Origin of the sequence: Brevundimonas sp. (genome assembly GCF_044336875.1) — a bacterium.
Classification (GTDB): domain Bacteria; phylum Pseudomonadota; class Alphaproteobacteria; order Caulobacterales; family Caulobacteraceae; genus Brevundimonas.
In genome coordinates, this window is record NZ_JBIIOP010000001.1 from 109,732 (window position 1) to 122,216 (window position 12,485).

General features: G+C 68.3%; 16 protein-coding genes. 7 read left to right on the plus strand and 9 right to left on the minus strand.

The window, feature by feature from the left end:
- Entirely contained in the window at positions 1–1,698 is a 1,698-nt protein-coding gene (locus ACIQ1T_RS00555) for an alkaline phosphatase D family protein (protein WP_395942540.1), read from the plus strand.
- Here ACIQ1T_RS00555 and ACIQ1T_RS00560 read toward each other — a convergent pair.
- From ACIQ1T_RS00560 to ACIQ1T_RS00590, 7 genes are all read right to left on the minus strand, one after another.
- Positions 1,682–2,929 (minus strand): MFS transporter, encoded by a 1,248-nt coding sequence (locus ACIQ1T_RS00560; RefSeq protein ID WP_395942541.1) that lies wholly within the window; start codon positions 2,927–2,929, stop codon positions 1,682–1,684. The genes ACIQ1T_RS00555 and ACIQ1T_RS00560 overlap by 17 nt on opposite strands.
- A gap of 7 nt (positions 2,930–2,936) precedes the next feature.
- Positions 2,937–4,847, minus strand: coding sequence for a 1-deoxy-D-xylulose-5-phosphate synthase (gene dxs / locus ACIQ1T_RS00565; RefSeq protein ID WP_395942542.1), 1,911 nt, complete (start codon positions 4,845–4,847; stop codon positions 2,937–2,939).
- A gap of 80 nt (positions 4,848–4,927) precedes the next feature.
- A complete protein-coding gene (locus tag ACIQ1T_RS00570; RefSeq protein ID WP_395943099.1) occupies positions 4,928–5,803 on the minus strand; it encodes a polyprenyl synthetase family protein in 876 nt (291 codons plus the stop codon).
- A gap of 35 nt (positions 5,804–5,838) precedes the next feature.
- Entirely contained in the window at positions 5,839–6,180 is a 342-nt protein-coding gene (locus tag ACIQ1T_RS00575; protein ID WP_395942543.1) for a tRNA-binding protein, read from the minus strand.
- Positions 6,177–6,428, minus strand: coding sequence for an exodeoxyribonuclease VII small subunit (locus ACIQ1T_RS00580; RefSeq protein ID WP_395942544.1), 252 nt, complete (start codon positions 6,426–6,428; stop codon positions 6,177–6,179). The genes ACIQ1T_RS00575 and ACIQ1T_RS00580 overlap by 4 nt, the downstream gene beginning before the upstream one ends.
- Positions 6,429–6,477: 49 nt before the next feature.
- On the minus strand, positions 6,478–7,140 hold the full coding sequence (locus ACIQ1T_RS00585) for a histidine phosphatase family protein (protein WP_395942545.1): 663 nt from the start codon (positions 7,138–7,140) through the stop codon (positions 6,478–6,480).
- Between the two features lie 174 nt (positions 7,141–7,314).
- Positions 7,315–7,680, minus strand: coding sequence for a winged helix-turn-helix transcriptional regulator (locus ACIQ1T_RS00590; protein ID WP_395942546.1), 366 nt, complete (start codon positions 7,678–7,680; stop codon positions 7,315–7,317).
- A 90-nt stretch (positions 7,681–7,770) separates the two neighbouring features.
- Here ACIQ1T_RS00590 and ACIQ1T_RS00595 point away from each other — a divergent pair, with 90 nt between their 5' ends.
- From ACIQ1T_RS00595 to ACIQ1T_RS00620, 6 genes are read left to right on the plus strand one after another with little or no spacing between them, the layout of a single operon-like run.
- Positions 7,771–8,775, plus strand: a complete 1,005-nt coding sequence (locus tag ACIQ1T_RS00595) for a zinc-binding alcohol dehydrogenase family protein (RefSeq protein ID WP_395942547.1) — start codon at positions 7,771–7,773, stop codon at positions 8,773–8,775.
- 22 nt (positions 8,776–8,797) lie between these two features.
- Positions 8,798–9,325 (plus strand): GNAT family N-acetyltransferase, encoded by a 528-nt coding sequence (locus tag ACIQ1T_RS00600; protein WP_395942549.1) that lies wholly within the window; start codon positions 8,798–8,800, stop codon positions 9,323–9,325.
- A gap of 14 nt (positions 9,326–9,339) precedes the next feature.
- Positions 9,340–9,624 carry a nucleotidyltransferase family protein gene (locus ACIQ1T_RS00605; RefSeq protein WP_395942550.1) on the plus strand — a complete coding sequence of 95 codons (285 nt, stop codon included), beginning with the start codon at positions 9,340–9,342 and terminating at the stop codon, positions 9,622–9,624.
- Entirely contained in the window at positions 9,617–9,955 is a 339-nt protein-coding gene (locus tag ACIQ1T_RS00610; protein WP_395942551.1) for a DUF86 domain-containing protein, read from the plus strand. Before ACIQ1T_RS00605 ends, ACIQ1T_RS00610 begins: the two co-directional genes overlap by 8 nt.
- Positions 9,955–11,133 carry a VWA domain-containing protein gene (locus ACIQ1T_RS00615; protein WP_395942552.1) on the plus strand — a complete coding sequence of 393 codons (1,179 nt, stop codon included), beginning with the start codon at positions 9,955–9,957 and terminating at the stop codon, positions 11,131–11,133. The genes ACIQ1T_RS00610 and ACIQ1T_RS00615 overlap by 1 nt, the downstream gene beginning before the upstream one ends.
- Before the next feature lie 53 nt (positions 11,134–11,186).
- A complete protein-coding gene (locus ACIQ1T_RS00620) occupies positions 11,187–11,684 on the plus strand; it encodes a hypothetical protein (RefSeq protein ID WP_395942553.1) in 498 nt (165 codons plus the stop codon).
- A gap of 71 nt (positions 11,685–11,755) precedes the next feature.
- Here the strand turns inward: ACIQ1T_RS00620 and ACIQ1T_RS00625 are convergent, their stop codons facing one another.
- Complete coding sequence (locus ACIQ1T_RS00625; RefSeq protein WP_395942554.1) at positions 11,756–11,938, minus strand: CsbD family protein; 183 nt, start codon at positions 11,936–11,938, stop codon at positions 11,756–11,758.
- A gap of 100 nt (positions 11,939–12,038) precedes the next feature.
- Positions 12,039–12,482, minus strand: coding sequence for an NUDIX domain-containing protein (locus ACIQ1T_RS00630; protein WP_395942555.1), 444 nt, complete (start codon positions 12,480–12,482; stop codon positions 12,039–12,041).
- Between the last annotated feature and the right edge of the window lie 3 nt (positions 12,483–12,485).

The following is a 12,485-nucleotide window of genomic DNA, read 5'->3' on the forward strand; positions in this document are numbered from 1 at the left end:
ATGAAACTGGATCGCCGCAGCCTCCTCGGCCTCATCGGCGCAGGCGCCGCTTCGCCTGCCGTCGCCAGGGCCGCTTACTCGGGCCAGGTCGCCTTCCTGCACGGGGTGGCCAGCGGCGATCCGGACACGACCTCGGCCGTCTTCTGGACGCGCGTAACCCCGGCCGACGCCTCGGTCGGGGAGGTCGCCGTCACGCTCGAAGTGGCGCGCGACGACGCCTTCACCGACGTGGTTCGTCGTTCGACCGGCCTGCGCGCCACGGCCGAGCGCGACTTCACCGTCAAGCACGACCTGGACGGCCAGGGCCTGGAGCCGGGCAAGACCTATTTCTACCGGTTCGTCGCCAATGGCGTGACCTCGCCGATCGGCCAGGTCCGCACCCTGCCGCAGGGGGCGACCCCGGACGTCGCCCTGGCGGTGGTCTCTTGCCAGCTTTACCCCGGCGGCCTGTTCAACGCCTATGACGCCCTGTCGAAGCTGGAACGGGTCGACGCCGTCGTCCACCTGGGCGACTACATCTACGAATATGGCGCCGAGCCCGACGACTACGGCATGACCGCCGGCGCGGCCCTGAACCGCATCCCCGAGCCGCCGCACGAGATCGTCACCCTGGCGGACTATCGGGCGCGTCACGCCCAGTACAAGACCGACCCGGACCTGCAGGCCGCCCACGCCCGCGCCGCCTTCATCTGCGTCTGGGACGACCACGAGGTCGCCAACGACACCTGGATGACGGGCGCCGAGAACCACCAGCCCGAGACCGAGGGCGATTTCGCCACCCGCAAGGCCGCCGCCCTGCTCGCCTATTACGAATGGATGCCGATCCGCGAGCCGAAGGCCGGCGGCATGAAGGAGGCGATCAACCGCAGCTTCCACTTCGGCGACCTGGCCAGCCTGCACATGGTCGAGACGCGTCTGCTGGCGCGGAACGAGCAGCTGGACTTCGCCAAACTGCCGATGACGGCGGACGGTCGGCCCGATGTGGCCGCCTTCGAGGCCCAGCGCAACGCCCCCTCGCGCGACCTGCTGGGCCAGGACCAGCGCCGCTGGCTGGGCGAGGCCATGAGCCGTTCCAAGTCGGACGGCCGCCCCTGGCAGATCCTGGGCAACCAGGTGGTCATGGCCAAGGTCAAGGGCCCCAACATCGACCAGATGATGCCTGCCGACCAGGTCGCCGGCCTGCTGGCCACCCTGCCCGCCGACGTCCGCCCCCAGGTCGAGGCCGCGATCCAGTTGTTCAAGCTGGGCCTGCCGTTCAACCTGGACAGCTGGGACGGCTATCCCGCCGGCCGCGACCGCCTGTACGAAACGATGAAACAGGCCGGGGTCGAGCCGATCGTCCTGGCTGGCGACAGCCACGCCTTCTGGGTCAACGAACTGCACGACACGGCCGGCGAACGTCGCGCGGTCGAGTTCGGAACCTCGTCGATCTCCAGCCCCTCGCCGGGCGACCAGGTCGGCGGACTGCCGCTGGGCGTCGCCCTGGCCGCCGCCAATCCGCAGGAGGTCAAGTTCTGCGACCAGGCGGCCAAGGGGTTCATCCTGCTGACGCTGGATCGCGACCAGGTCGTGGGCGAACTGCGCGCCGTCTCGACCATCCTGGCCAAGCCCTACGAGAACCGGACCGTGAAACGCTATCGCCTGGCGCGGACCGAAACGGGCCTGGGTCCGCTGGAAGACGTCACCGCACCCGCCTGATCGCCATCACGGCGAAGGTCGCCCCGGCGAAACAGACGGCGGCGGCCAGGAACAGGCTGCGAAACCCCAGGTGCATCCCGTCCAGCAGGCCCAGACCGATCAGGGGGGCCAGGGCCTGGGGCAGGGTGACCGCCAGGTTGATCAGCCCCATGTCCTTGCCGTGGTCCTGGGCCGAGGGCAGGACGTCGGTCATCAGGGCGATCTCGACGGCGCCGAACGCCCCCTGCCCCAGACCATAGACGGCGAAGGCCAGCAGGACGGCGGTCCATTGCGGCGCGACGGCCAGCACCAAGGCGGCGCCGGCCAGCAGCAGACCGCCTGAGACCCCCAGCGGCTTGCGCCGCCGGATGCGCGGGCCGGCGATCACGGCAAGGGCTCCCACGCCGATCACCCCCACGACCGAGATCGTGGTCAGCAGCGAATGGCCCGCCTCGGCGGTCCGGCCGGGGAACAGAGTCGCAAAGCCGATCACGTCGGCGATGTAATAGAAGAGATAGAAGGCCACGATCGAATAGCCGGTGGCGATCAGGAAACGGGCGCTCCAGGCCAGGGCGAAATCGCGCGTCGCGAACGGCCGAAACAGGCTGGTCAGCGACAGCCCCGACAGCGGCGCCCGCAGGGTTCCGGACGGCGGCGGCGGATCCTCGCGCGTCATCAGGGCGAACGGAACCGTGGCGGCCAGGACCACCGCCCCCAAGGTGGCGAACCGCGCCGCCTCGCCCTGCGGACCCCAGGCCATCAGCAGGGAGCCGATGGCCACCGCCAGGGGAAACGCCATGCCCACCACCGCCGACATGGCGCCGCGCCGGTTCTCGGGCATCCGGTCGGCGAACAGGGCGATCAGGGGCGCGAGCAGGATGTTGAAGGCGATCTGGAAGGCCACCATGCCGACGACCAGGCCCAGCGGCGTCGAGGACGACAGGATCAGGCCGTAACTGGCCGCGGTGAGCACCGCTCCGACCAGGATCCAGGGCCTGCGTCGGCCGTGGCGCGACCGGGTCCGGTCGCTGAGCGCCCCGCCGATCACATTGCCGACCCCGGCGGCCAGACAGCCCCAGATCATGGCCTGACTATAGACCGGCCCCTTGGCCTGGCCGTCGATCAGGGCGGCGTGCAGGGGCGCAAGAATCTGCAGCAGGGGCGCGACGCCGACGAAGGCGCCGATATAGGCGACCGCATAGCCGACCAGAAAGGCCGTCCCGACCGGCCGCGGGGAAGCGCCGGCGGTCATGGGGGCGTCAGGCCCGGGCGGCCCGGGTCGCGTCGACCCCCAGCGCCGTCAGGGACGCCGCCGCGATATGTTCGGCGTTCAGGCCCGCCAGGGCGTACATGTTGGCCGGGCTGTCCTGGTCCTGGAAGACGTCGGGCAGGTTCAGGGTGCGGACCTTGAGGCCGCGATCCAGCGCCCCCTTCTCGGCCAGGAGCTGCAGCACGAAGGCGCCGAAGCCGCCCATGGCGCCCTCCTCCACCGTGATCAGGGCCTCGTGCTCGCGCGCCAGACGCAGGATCAGGTCGGCGTCCAGCGGCTTGGCGAACCGGGCGTCGGCGACCGTGGCGGACACGCCCTTGGCGGCCAGCAGATCGGCGGCCTTCAGCGATTCCTGCAGGCGCGTCCCCAGCGACAGGATGGCGACCGAGGTCCCCTCGCGGACGATCCGGCCCTTGCCGATCTCCAGCGGGGCGGCAAGCTCCGGAATCTCGACGCCCACGCCGTCGCCGCGCGGATAGCGGAAGGCGCTGGGCCGGTCGTCGATGGCCAGGCTGGTCGAGATCATGGCGGCCAGTTCCGCCTCGTCGGCGGCGGCCATCAGCACCATGCCGGGCAGAGCCCCCATGAAGCCGATGTCGAACGATCCGGCATGGGTCGCCCCGTCGGCGCCGACCAGACCGGCGCGGTCCATGGCGAACCGCACCGGCAGGGACTGGATGGCCACGTCATGGACCACCTGGTCGTAGCCGCGCTGCAGGAAGGTGGAATAGATGGCGCAGACCGGCTTCATCCCGTCGGCGGCGAGACCGGCGGCGAAGGTGACGGCGTGCTGTTCGGCGATGCCGACGTCATAGGTCCGCTCGGGGAAGGCCTGACCGAACAGGTCCAGACCGGTGCCCGACGGCATGGCGGCGGTGATGGCCACGATCGAGGGATCGACCCTGGCGTGCTTGATCAGCTCGGTCCCGAACACCTTGGTGTAACTGGGCGCGTTGGAAATGGCCTTGGCCTGTTTGCCGGAGACCACGTCGAACTTGACCACCGCATGCAGCTTGTCGGCGCTGCTCTCGGCGGGGGCGTAGCCCTTGCCCTTCTGGGTCACGACATGGACCAGGACAGGACGGTCCTCGATGGCCGCCGCCTTCTTCAGGATGGGAACCAGGTTCTCCATGTCGTGCCCGTCGATGGGGCCGACGTAATAGAAGCCCAGCTCCTCGAACAGGGTGCCGCCGGTGACCATGCCGCGGGCGTATTCCTCGGCCTTCTTGGCCGCCTTGCGGAAGGGGCGCGGCAGGTGCTGGGCGACCGAACGGCCCAGACGGCGGACGTTCTGATAGGCGCCGCCGGACACCAGCCCGGCCAGATAGGCGCTCATCCCCCCGACCGGCGGGGCGATGGACATGTCGTTGTCGTTCAGGATGACCATCAGTTGGCCCGAGGTCGCCTCGGCCGCATTGTTCATCGCCTCATAGGCCATGCCGGCGGACATGGAGCCGTCGCCGATCACAGCCACGACCCGGTTCTTCTCGCCCTTCTGGTCGCGCGCGGCGGCGAAGCCCAGGGCGGCGCTGATCGAGGTCGAGGCGTGGGCGGCGCCGAACGGGTCGTATTCGCTCTCGCTGCGCTTGGTGAATCCGGACAGGCCGCCGGGCTGGCGCAGGGTGCGGATCCGGTCGCGCCGGCCGGTCAGGATCTTGTGCGGATAACACTGGTGGCCGACGTCCCAGATCAGGATGTCCTTCGGCGTCTCGAACACATGGTGCAGGGCCGTGGTCAGTTCGACCACGCCCAGGCCCGCGCCCAGGTGGCCTCCCGTCACGGAGACGGCGTCGATGGTCTCGGTCCGCACCTCTTCCGCCAGCTGTTTCAGCTGGGCGATGTCGAAGCCCCGCGTGTCGGCGGGAAACTTGACGGTGTCGAGGAGCGGCGTATCGGGCATTGAATTGGTCGTCTCTTCGCGGACTTAGCCGCCTATTCTATCCGTCATCCCCGGTCTTGTCCCGGTAACGACAAACGCCACTAAGACCGGCGCTTTAGCACAAAGTCCACGCTCGCCTTGAGGATTTCCGCCTCGTGGCCGAACGGTTCGAGATGGGAGCGCGCCTGATCCGCCAGATGCGCCACCCTCTGCCGCGCCGCGTCGAGGCCCAGCAGGGTGACGAAATTGGTCTTGCCCAGGGCCGCGTCCTTGCCGCCGGCGGCCTTGCCCATCTCCTCGGCCGACCCTTCCGCGTCCAGCAGGTCGTCGACGATCTGATAGGCCAGGCCGACGTCATGGGCGAAGCTGATCAGGGCGTGCTGATGCAGGGCCGAGGCGTCGGCGATGATCAGCGGGATCTCGAAGGCGTAGGCAAACAGGGCGCCGGTCTTCAGCCGCTGCATCCGGGCGACGCCGCCCAGGTCGTCGCGCACGCCCAGCAGGTCGATCATCTGGCCGCCGGCCATGCCCCGCGCGCCCGAGGCCATCGACAGCCGCGCCGCCAGTTCACAGCGGATGGCCGCGTCGTCGTGGGTGTCCTCGTGCAGCAGTATGTCGAAGGCCGCCGTCTGCAGGGCGTCGCCCGCGAGGACCGCCGTGGCCTCGTCATAGGCGATATGGACGGTCGGACGCCCCCGCCGCATGTCGTCGTCGTCCATGCAGGGCAGGTCGTCATGGACCAGGCTGTAGGCGTGGACGCATTCCAGGGCGCAGGCGGCGCGCAGCACCGACCGCTCATCGATGTCGAACAGTCGCGCGGCCTCCAGCGCGAAGAAGGGCCGCAACCGCTTGCCCGGCCCCAGGGCCGCATAGCGCATGGCCTCGGTCAGGCGGGATTCCGGTCCCTCGGCGCGAGGCAGCAGTTCGTCCAGCGCCACAGTCACCAGATCGGCGACCTCGGCGACCCGGTCGATCACGGCCTGTTCAGGCGAGTTGGCGGCCACGACGTGGGTCAAAACAGCCGCCCGCCCAACGGCAGGTCGCGATCCACGCCGACCAGCACCACCTCGCCGTCCGCATCGGGAAAGCCCAGGGTCAGGACCTCGGACATCACCGGCCCGATCTGGCGCGGGGGGAAGTTGACGACGGCGGCGACCTTGCGGCCTTCCAACTGTTCGATCGTGTAGTGGCGGGTGATCTGCGCCGAGGACTTCTTCACGCCGATCTCGGGGCCGAAGTCGATCTGCAGCTTGAAGGCGGGCTTGCGCGCCTCGGGGAAGGCTTCCGCCTTGACGATCCGGCCGACGCGGATGTCGACCTTCATGAAGTCGTCGAAGGTGATCGCGCCCGTCATTCGAACGACGCCGCCTCGACGCCCCTGGCCTGGCCGTCCGGACCGACGACGATTTTCTCGACACGCAACTGGGCCGCCTTCAGGCGGGATTCGCAATGGGCCTTCAGCTTGGCGCCTTCCTCGTACAGGGCGATGGATTCCTCCAGCGGCGCCTGGCCCGACTCGAGGCGCGAGACGATGGTCTCCAGGCGCTGCAGGGCGTCTTCGAAGCTGAGATCGGCGGGGATGGCGGCGGCGGTGTCGGTCATGGCGCCGGACCCTAGAGGGGGTCGCAGCCTGCATCAACGGTGGATACGCCTATCGCTTCTCGTAGCGACGCTGCGACCAGTATTTGAAGCCCTGGTTCTGCACCAACTTCCAGCCGTCCGCCTTCAGACGCGCGCCGACCATATGGTTGAAATAGCCGTGGGCGAAGACCAGCACATCCTGGCCGCCCTCGGCCCGGGCGATCAGCTTCTGCGCCGCCTGTTCGGCGCGGACCTCGGCCTCGGCGCGGGTTTCCTGGCCGCCGTGGTGATTGAAGGCGTGCCACCAGAAGCGCGACACCACGCCCCACCATTTCGGCGACAGCTTGATCCAGTCTGGAATGGGCGGCGGCGGAAGCGGCGCCTCGATGAACATGACGTCCGACATCACCTCACGTCCTGCGGCGACGGCGGCGGCGGTCTCCTGGGCCCGCTGGCGGGTCGAGGCGTAGATGGCGCCGGCGCCCTGGGCGGTGGCGACCAGTTCGGCGGGCGGGGTCTGGCCGGCCAGCAGGCCGCCGATCTCGTATTTCGCCCACCAGTCGCCGTACTGGCGCGCGGTGATCATGCATTTGCGCGACAGGGCCGGCTCGCCGTGACGCGTCAGGGTGATCGCGCCGGGCCGCACGGCGACCAGGGCGGGTGATGCGACGGAATCGCCCGCGCGCACGGCGGACTGTTCGGTCGAATCGAGGGACAGGGCGGGGGCTGACATGACGAGTGGACTGTCCTTGGTTCTCAAGGCTTTAGACGTCCTCAGTCCTCCCGACTGCAATGGCGCGTGCGGCCGACGAACGGCTGCGTCACAAAAGGAAGTAGCCCCCTCCGCGCCCGGATACAACCGTGTCTGAATAGGGGCCGCGCGCGAGGCCGCAAGCGACCCGAACGGTCAGGCTTCGTCCCTGACGCGCAGATGCGTCTCGCCCCAGGCGCGAAGCGCCAGAATGACCGGCGAGAGCGTCTGCCCCGCCTCGGTCAGCCGGTATTCCACGCGCGGCGGCACCTGGGCGTAGACGGTGCGATGGACCAGGCCCGCCGCCTCCAGCTCGCGCAGCTGTTTGGTCAGCATTCTCTGGGTCACGCCCGGCAGGTGACGTTTCACCGCGTTGAAGCGCAGCGGCCCGTCCAGCAGATGGAAGACGATGACCCCCTTCCACTTGCCCCCGATCAGATCCAGGGCGGCGTCGACGACGCATTCCCCCTTGCGGACGCGCCGGGGCGGCAGGACGGAGGTTTCGGCGAAGACGGTATCCATTGGGGTACTACATACAGAAAAATGTCGTTCTTGCGCTTATCGTACCGGAAGGCGATCTGGGACGCGACGAAACAAGCCAAGGAGATCGTCATGAAGGCCATCGGCACGACCGGCCCCCGTCCCGCCACCGACCCCGCCGCCCTGGTCGCCTTCGACGCGCCCGAACCGGTCCTGCGCCCACGCGACCTGCTGGTCGAGATCCGGGCGGTCAGCCTGAACCCGGTGGACACAAAGGTTCGCAGCAGCCGCCAGCCCGAGGCCGGCCAGACCAGCATCCTGGGCTATGACGCCGCAGGCGTGGTGATCGGCGTCGGCGACGAGGCCGGCCTGTTCAAGGTCGGGGACGAAGTCTTCTACGCCGGTCAGATCGACCGCCCCGGCTCCAACGCCGAACGCCAGGCGGTGGACGAGCGGATCGTGGGGCCCAAACCCAAATCCCTGAGCTTCCCGGAGGCGGCGGCCCTGCCCCTGACCGTCATCACCGCCTGGGAGCTGCTGTTCGACCGGATGAAGGCCGGCCGGGACGAGGACGAGACCCTGCTGATCGTCGGCGGCGCCGGCGGCGTCGGTTCGGCCCTGATCCAGATCGCCCGCGCCGTGACGAACCTGCGGGTCGTCGCCACCGCCTCGCGACCCGAAACCCGCCAGTGGTGCCTGGACCTGGGCGCCCATGCGGTGATCGACCACTCCGGCCCGATCGACGAAGCCCTGGCCGCAGCGGGCGAACGCGCGCCCCGCTACATCGCCGCCCTGACTCATACCCAGGCCCATTTCGAGGCCCTGACCCGCGCCATAGCCGCCCAGGGCGTGGTCGGCGCCATCGACGACTTCAAGGGCCTGCCGGTCGAACTGCTGAAACAGAAGGCGGCGGGTTTCGTCTGGGAGTTCATGTTCACCCGCCCGGTCCACCAGACCCCGGACATGATCAAACAGCACGACCTGCTGACCGAGGTCTCGGCCCTGGTCGACGCCGGGAAGATCCGCACCACCCTGACGCAGAACCTGGGACCGCTGTCGGTCGAGACCCTGCTGGAGGGCCACCGCCAGCTGGAAAGCGGCGCGACCATCGGCAAGATCGCGCTGGACGGCTTCTGACCGCTGGTTCTAAGGGCGGATCATGACCGAGCCCGTGATCCGCCCCGCCCGCCCCGAAGACGCCGCCGCCCTGGGCGCCCTGGGCCGCCAGACCTTTATCGACACCTTCGTCGACGGCTTCGGCATCCCCTATCCCGAGGCGGATCTGAAGGCCTTCCTCGACGCCAGTTTCGACCTGGAGCCGACGCTGAAGAAGCTGGCCGAACCCGCCTGCGCCTGGTGGGTGGCCGACCGCGAGGGCGAACTGCTGGCCTTCGCCAACGCCGGCCCCAACGGCCTGCCCCACCCGGACGCCCGTCCGCAAAACATGGAGCTGCGCCGCCTCTATGTCGCCAGGACGGCCCAGGGCCTGGGTCTGGGCACGAAACTGCTGACCCTGGCGCTGGACTGGATGCAGGCGAACACCGACGGCCCGCTGTGGATCGGCGTCTGGAGCGGCAACGCCAAGGCGCTGAAACTCTACGCCGCATACGGGTTCGAAAAGGCCGGCGAATACGAATACCCCGTCGGCGCCTGGCGCGACCACGAGTTCATCTTGCGGCGCGGATAGACTATGTTGCGGGCATGACCCGCGCCGAACTGCTGGAAAAGCTGCGCGAACTGAAGCCCTGGCTCGAGGCGCAGGGCATCGTCAACCTGCGCCTGTTCGGCAGCTACGCCCGCGACGAGGCGGGGCCGGACAGCGACGTGGATCTGCTGGTGGACACATCCAGGCCCATGGGCATCGAGTTCTTGACGACGGAACGCATGCTGGCGGAGCAACTGGAGACTCCGGTCGAATTCTGCTCGTGGGAGGTCATGCGGCCTCATGTGCGGACCAAGGTCGAGAAAGACCTGATCCTTGTCTGAAGAGGCGGATGCGGAGCTGGTCGCCGAGATCCTGGACGCCATCGGCCGCGTTAAGACCTACGTCGAGCCGGAAGGCCGGGCAGGCTTCCTGAAACAGGCGCTCGTCTATGACGCGGTCTACCTGAACCTGCTGCGGATCGGAGAATGCGCGCGGTTTCTCAGCGACGCGATCAAGGCGCGACGGCCGGACATTCCCTGGCTCGACATCGTCAGCCTGCGCAATCGCGTGGCGCACGGCTATGAGACCCTGAGGCCGGATGTGCTCTGGCTCATCGTCAGCGTGAGCCTGCCGGAACTCGACGACGCCCTGCGCGGTCTGGGCGACCTCTGATGCTCCTGCCCTTCTTCACCGCCCTGCGCGACGCCAAGGTTCCGGTGTCGATGAAGGAATGGCTCCATCTGATGGAGGCCATGGATCGCGATCTGGCGAGCCGCGAGGTCGAGACCTTCTATCATCTGTCGCGCGCCGTCCTGGTCAAGGACGAGAAACACTACGACCGGTTCGACCAGGTGTTCGGGACCGTCTTCAAGGGCGTGGAGTCGGTCGGGGCGGGCGAGGACCTAACCACCGACATCCCCGAGGACTGGCTGCGGCTGCTGAACGAGAAATACCTGACCGACGAGGAGAAGGCCCAGATCGAGGCCCTCGGCGGGTTCGACAAGCTGATGGAGACGCTGAAACAGCGGCTGGAGGAGCAGAAGGAACGTCATTCCGGCGGCAATCGCTGGATCGGCACGGGCGGAACCAGTCCCTTCGGCCACGGCGGCTACAATCCAGAAGGCGTGCGCATCGGCGGCCCCGGCAAGCACGGTCGGGCGGCCAAGGTCTGGGAGAAGCGCGAGTTCCGGAATCTGGACGACACGGTCGAACTGGGCACACGCAACATCAAGGTCGCCCTGCGCCGCCTGCGCCGCTTCGCGCGCGAAGGCGCGGCCGAGGAACTGGACATCGACGGCACCATCGACGGCACGGCGCGTCAGGGCTGGCTGGACATCCAGATGCGGCCCGAGCGGCGCAACACGATCAAGGTGCTGCTGTTCCTCGACATCGGCGGATCGATGGACGGCCATATCAAACTGGTCGAGGAACTGTTCTCGGCGGCCAGGACCGAGTTCAAGAATCTGGAATTCTTCTACTTCCACAACTGCCTATACGAGGGGGTCTGGAAGGACAACCGACGTCGCCACACCGAGCGGATCCCGACCTGGGACCTGCTGCACAAATACGCCGGCGACTGGCGGGCCATCTTCGTCGGCGACGCCACCATGAGCCCTTACGAGATCACCATGCCCGGCGGCTCGGTCGAACACTGGAACGAGGAGGCCGGCGCCGTCTGGATGAAACGGGCCCGGCAACAGTGGGACAAGTCGGTCTGGCTGAACCCGGTGCAGGAACGCTACTGGAGCTATACCGCCTCGGTCAGCCTGCTGCGCGAGGTTATGGACGAACGGATGTTCCCCCTGACCCTGGAAGGTCTCGACAAGGCCATGCGCGCCCTGACAAGGTAGATTTCGCGCCCAGGGCGAGTTCGCCCCGCGTTCAGTACCGAGGGGCCTGTCCCATGATCGCCGCCGCCTTCGCCCTGCTTCTCCTGCAACAGACCGCCCCCGCCGTCGTGTGGGAGGCGCCCGCGCCGGAACCGGCGGTCGAGACGCCCGCGCCGACGGTGCGGCATACGGTGCCGGACTGGGGCCTGGCCGATCCGTTCGGCTATGAGCGGGCGCGGTGCAGTCCGCTGGTGCGGGGTGCCAAGTCGATGGAGACCTGCCAGACCGAGGTGCGCGAACAACTGGCCCTGGCCATGGGCGACGGCCTGCCCGACGCCCTGCGGCCGGCGGGCATGGCGGGCGACTGCCAGATGATGCAAAGCGCGGCGGGCGGGTCGAGCTACGCCCTGCAATGCGGACCACAGTCCCGCAACCTGTCGTCGGGACCGGCGCTGCGAGAAATGGACTGCCGGCCCCGTCCGGTCGAGGGCGGTTTCAGCTCGGAGTGCCGTCCGGTCGAAAGCACGGGCGGCAAGGGTCTGTCGCTCAAACTCTGGGGCGACGACGACTGACCCTCCGCATATGAAAACGCCGCCCGCTTTCGCGGACGGCGTTTCGGGGCATTCTACCGACTGAGGAAAACTCAGTTGCGGTTGTCGCGAAGGCTGTCCTTCACGCCGCCGACGGCGTTCTGGACCTTGCCTTCGACCTGATCGGCCTTGCCTTCGGCCTGCAGCTTGGAGTCGCCGGTGAGCTTGCCGGCCGCTTCCTTGAGCTTGCCGCCGACGTTCTTGGCCGAACCTTCGATACGATCTTGATCGGGCATGATAATTCTCCTGTTCTCGAAGACGCCGTCATGACGTCGCGAGTTGCAGAAAGAACGAGGCGTCCGCCCCGCGAGTTCCGTAAGGCTCCGCTTGCCGAGCCTAGCTGGAACGCCGCATCCAGACCGCCACCGCCCAGGCGTGGGCGTCGTGCCGCAGACGCGACAGGGCGAAGGTCGGATCCAGCCAGACCAGGGTGTGGTCGTCCTCGCACTTGGCGTCCGGGTTCTCGGCGGCGACCGAGGCGGTCCAGAAACCGCCGACGTTGTAGAGCGGCTCGCCCGTACTTTTCAGATGGAACTGGCCCGCCTCGGCGATACGGTTCAGCGGCGAGACCGACAGGCCGGTCTCCTCGACGAATTCGCGCACCAGAGCCTCGACCTCGGTCTCCTCGCCGTCCACCGCGCCGCCGGGCAGGTCGAAATAGGGCCCGGCCGGGCGCTCCACCCGCACGCAGGCGATCAGACCGTCGCGCTCGACCACCCCGAAGGCGGTGGCGCGATGACGATAGTCGAGAGCGGGATTGCGGACGCCGAACTGAAGCATGGA

Bases quoted from the DNA above. Each gene is read 5' to 3' on its own strand.
- ACIQ1T_RS00615 (WP_395942552.1), top strand. From the start codon at position 9,955: ATGCTCCTGCCCTTCTTCACCGCCCTGCGCGACGCCAAGGTTCCGGTG.
- ACIQ1T_RS00590 (WP_395942546.1), bottom strand. From the start codon at position 7,680: ATGGATACCGTCTTCGCCGAAACCTCCGTCCTGCCGCCCCGGCGCGTC.
- ACIQ1T_RS00625 (WP_395942554.1), bottom strand. From the start codon at position 11,938: ATGCCCGATCAAGATCGTATCGAAGGTTCGGCCAAGAACGTCGGCGGC.
- ACIQ1T_RS00555 (WP_395942540.1), top strand. From the start codon at position 1: ATGAAACTGGATCGCCGCAGCCTCCTCGGCCTCATCGGCGCAGGCGCC.
- dxs (WP_395942542.1), bottom strand. From the start codon at position 4,847: ATGCCCGATACGCCGCTCCTCGACACCGTCAAGTTTCCCGCCGACACG.
- ACIQ1T_RS00630 (WP_395942555.1), bottom strand. From the start codon at position 12,482: ATGCTTCAGTTCGGCGTCCGCAATCCCGCTCTCGACTATCGTCATCGC.
- ACIQ1T_RS00560 (WP_395942541.1), bottom strand. From the start codon at position 2,929: ATGACCGCCGGCGCTTCCCCGCGGCCGGTCGGGACGGCCTTTCTGGTC.
- ACIQ1T_RS00620 (WP_395942553.1), top strand. From the start codon at position 11,187: ATGATCGCCGCCGCCTTCGCCCTGCTTCTCCTGCAACAGACCGCCCCC.
- ACIQ1T_RS00605 (WP_395942550.1), top strand. From the start codon at position 9,340: ATGACCCGCGCCGAACTGCTGGAAAAGCTGCGCGAACTGAAGCCCTGG.
- ACIQ1T_RS00585 (WP_395942545.1), bottom strand. From the start codon at position 7,140: ATGTCAGCCCCCGCCCTGTCCCTCGATTCGACCGAACAGTCCGCCGTG.
- ACIQ1T_RS00595 (WP_395942547.1), top strand. From the start codon at position 7,771: ATGAAGGCCATCGGCACGACCGGCCCCCGTCCCGCCACCGACCCCGCC.
- ACIQ1T_RS00580 (WP_395942544.1), bottom strand. From the start codon at position 6,428: ATGACCGACACCGCCGCCGCCATCCCCGCCGATCTCAGCTTCGAAGAC.
- ACIQ1T_RS00600 (WP_395942549.1), top strand. From the start codon at position 8,798: ATGACCGAGCCCGTGATCCGCCCCGCCCGCCCCGAAGACGCCGCCGCC.
- ACIQ1T_RS00575 (WP_395942543.1), bottom strand. From the start codon at position 6,180: ATGACGGGCGCGATCACCTTCGACGACTTCATGAAGGTCGACATCCGC.